Raw genomic sequence first — 4,026 nt, 5'->3', positions numbered from 1 at the left:
AGCCTCAGTTTCAACAGCGATGGCAGCTACACCTTCACACCGGGCACCGATTTCGACGCCCTGGCTGCCGGCGAGAGCCGCGATGTTACGTTCAGCTACACCGCGATGGATAACGATGGTGGGGTGAGCGCGCCGCAGACCGTCACGATTACCGTGACCGGTACCAACGACGTGCCGATCGCCAAGGCCGATACTGGCAGCACCGGTGAAAACACCACTCTGACCGTCACCGCCGCCAACGGCGTGCTGGCCAACGACAGCGATGTCGATGGCGGTACGCTCAGCGTCAGCGCGGTCAACGGCACGGCCGCGAGCGTGGGCACCGCGATCGCCGGCAGCAATGGCGGCACGTTCACGCTCAACGCGGATGGCAGCTACAGCTTCAACCCCGGCACGGCGTTCGATCGTCTGGCTGCAGGTCAGAGCGACACCACGCAGGTCAGCTACACCGTCAGTGACGGCCAGGGCGGTACGACCACCTCGACGCTGACCATCACCGTCACAGGCACCAACGACGCGCCGGTGGCCAAGGCCGATACCGGCAGCACCGGCGAGAACACGGTTCTCACCGGTCAGGTCCCGGCGGCGACCGATGTCGATGGCACCATCGCCAGCTACGCGCTCGACACCGACGTCGGTCAGGGCAATGGCAGCCTCAGCTTCAACGCTGACGGCTCCTACACCTTCGATCCGGGCACGGACTTCGACGCGCTGGCCGCGGGCGAAAGCCGCGATGTCACGTTCACCTACACCGCGACCGACAACGACGGCGGTGTCAGTGCGCCGCAGACGGTCGCCATTACGGTGACCGGCATCAACGATGCGCCGGTGGCTGTCGCTGATACTCAGACCACCGGCGAGAACACGGTCCTCACCGGTCAGGTCCCGGCGGCGACCGATGTCGATGGCACCATCGCCAGCTACGCGCTCGACACTGATGTCGGCACGGGCAACGGCAGCCTCAGTTTCAACAGCGATGGCAGCTACACCTTCACACCGGGCACCGATTTCGACGCCCTGGCTGCCGGCGAGAGCCGCGATGTTACGTTCAGCTACACCGCCACGGATAACGATGGTGGGGTGAGTGCACCGCAGACGGTCACGATTACGGTGACCGGCACCAACGATGCGCCGGTGGCACAGGCTGCAACGGCAACGACAGAAGAGAACACGGTCCTCACCGGCCAGGTGCCGGCCGCGACGGATGTCGACGGCACCATTGCCAGCTACTCCCTCGATACCGACGTGGGACAGGGCAACGGCAGCCTCAGCTTCAACAGTGATGGCAGCTACACCTTTACGCCGGGTGCGGACTTCGACGCGCTGGCCGCGGGCGAGAGCCGCGATGTCACGTTCACCTACACCGCGACCGATAACGACGGCGGTGTGAGTGCGCCGCAGATAGTCACGATCACCGTGACCGGCACCAACGACGCCCCGATTGCCAAGGCCGATACCAGCAGCACCGGCGAGAACACCACCCTGACCGTTACTGCGGCCAACGGCGTGCTGGCCAACGATAGCGATGTCGATGGCGGTACGCTCAGCGTTAGCGCGGTCAACGGCACGGCCGCAAGCGTGGGTACCGCGATCGCCGGCTCCAACGGCGGCACGTTCACCCTGAACGCCGATGGCAGCTACAGCTTCAACCCTGGCACCGCGTTCGATCGCCTGGCTGCGGATCAGACCGACACCACGCAAGTCAGCTACACCGTCAGCGATGGGCAGGGCGGTACGGCCACCTCGACACTGACCGTGACGGTGACCGGCACCAACGATGCGCCGGTGGCACAGGCTGCGACGGCTACGACGGAAGAAAATACGGTCCTGACTGGCCAGGTGCCGGCGGCGACCGATGTCGACGGCACCATTGCTAGCTACCAGCTCGCCACGGGCGTGGGCAGCGGCAACGGCAGCCTCAGCCTCAACAGCGACGGCAGCTACAGCTTCACACCGGGTACGGACTTCGACGCGCTGGCCGCAGGCGAGAGCCGCGATGTCACGTTCACCTACACCGCGACCGACAACGACGGCGGTGTGAGTGCGCCGCAGACCGTCACGATCACCGTGACCGGCACCAACGACGCGCCGGTGGCACAGGCTGCGACGGCTACGACAGAAGAGAACACCGTTCTCACCGGTCAGGTCCCGGCGGCGACGGATGTCGACGGCACGATTGCCAGCTACGCGCTCGACACCGATGTCGGCCAAGGCAATGGCAGCCTCAGCTTCAACAGCGACGGCAGCTACACCTTCACACCGGGCACCGATTTCGACGCCCTGGCCGCGGGCGAAAGTCGCGACGTCACGTTCACCTACACCGCCACCGATAACGACGGCGGTGTGAGTGCGCCGCAGACGGTCACGATTACGGTGACCGGTACCAACGACGCGCCGGTGGCACAGGCTGCGACGGCTACGATGAAAGAAAATACGGTCCTGACTGGTCAGGTCCCGGCGGCAACGGATATCGACGGCACGATTGTCAGCTACTCGCTCGATACCGACGTGGGGCAGGGCAATGGCTCGCTGGCCTTCAATGCTGACGGCTCGTACACCTTCGATCCGGGCACGGACTTCGACGCGCTGGCTGCCGGCGAGAGTCGCGACGTTACGTTCACCTACACCGCCACGGATAACGACGGCGGAGTCAGTGCGCCGCAGACCGTGACCATTACGGTGACCGGCACCAACGATGCGCCGGTGGCCGTTGCCGACACCCAGACCACCGGCGAGAACACCGTTCTCACCGGTCAGGTCCCGGCAGCGACTGACGTCGACGGCACGATTGCGGGTTACGAGCTGGCGACGAATGTCGGCGCGGGCAATGGCTCGCTGGCCTTCAATGCCGACGGTTCGTACACCTTCGATCCGGGTGCGGACTTCGATGCGCTGGCCGCGGGCGAGAGCCGCGAAGTCACGTTTACCTACACCGCGACCGATAACGACGGCGGTGTCGGTGCGCCGCAGACCGTCACCATTACGGTGACCGGCACCAACGATGCGCCGGTGGTCGTTGCGGATACCCAAACCACCGGCGAGAACTCGGTTCTCACCGGCCGGGTCCCGGCGGTGACGGATGTCGATGGCACCATCGCCAGCTACGCGCTCGACACCGACGTGGGTCAGGGCAATGGCTCGCTGGCCTTCAATGCCGACGGTTCCTACACCTTCACACCGAGCACCGATTTCGATGCGCTGGCCGCCGGCGAGAGCCGCGACGTCACGTTCACCTACACCGCGACGGATAATGACGGCGGTGTGAGTGCGCCGCAGACCGTCACCATTACGGTGACCGGCACCAACGACGCGCCGGTGGCACAGGCTGCGACGGCTACGACGGCAGAAAATACGGTCCTGACTGGCCAAGTCCCGGCCGCGACTGACGTCGATGGCACCATCGCGGGTTACGCGCTCGACACCGACGTCGGCCAAGGCAACGGCAGCCTCAGCTTCAACAGTGATGGCAGCTACACCTTCACGCCGGGCACGGACTTCGATGCGCTGGCCGCAGGCGAAAGCCGCGATGTCACGTTCACCTACACTGCCACTGATAACGACGGTGTTGTCAGTGTGCCGCAGACGGTCACCATTACCGTCACCGGTACCAACGACGCCCCGATCGCCAAGGCCGATACCAGCAGCACCGGCGAGAACACCGCCCTGACCGTCAACGCCGCCAACGGCGTGCTGGCCAACGATAGCGATGTCGATTGCGGTACGCTCAGTGTCAGCGCGGTCAACGGCACGGCGTCAAGCGTGGGCGCCGCGATCGCCGGCAGCAACGGCGGCACGTTTACCCTCAACGCCGATGGCAGCTACAACTTCAACCCCGGCACGGCGTTCGATCGTCTGGCTGCAGGTCAGACCGACACCACGCAAGTCAGCTACACCGTCAGCGATGGCCAGGGCGGCACCGCCACCTCGACGCTGACCGTGACGGTGACCGGCACCAACGATGCGCCGGTGGCACAGGCTGCGATGGCTACGACGGAAGAAAATACGGTCCTGACTGGCCAGGTGCCT

At 65.3% G+C, this 4,026-nt stretch carries 1 protein-coding gene; it reads left to right on the top strand.

The genetic code is table 11. The features are described 5' to 3' along the window. Positions 1 to 4,026: cadherin-like domain-containing protein (locus tag IE125_RS13340; protein ID WP_194523953.1), on the top strand; the 4,026-nt coding region annotated here is incomplete at both ends.

This window comes from Salinicola rhizosphaerae, from assembly GCF_014652715.1.
In the GTDB taxonomy this organism is placed as follows: domain Bacteria; phylum Pseudomonadota; class Gammaproteobacteria; order Pseudomonadales; family Halomonadaceae; genus Salinicola; species Salinicola rhizosphaerae.
The sequence above is the reverse complement of the archived record's forward strand: the minus strand, read 5'-3'. Positions and strand labels throughout refer to the sequence as shown.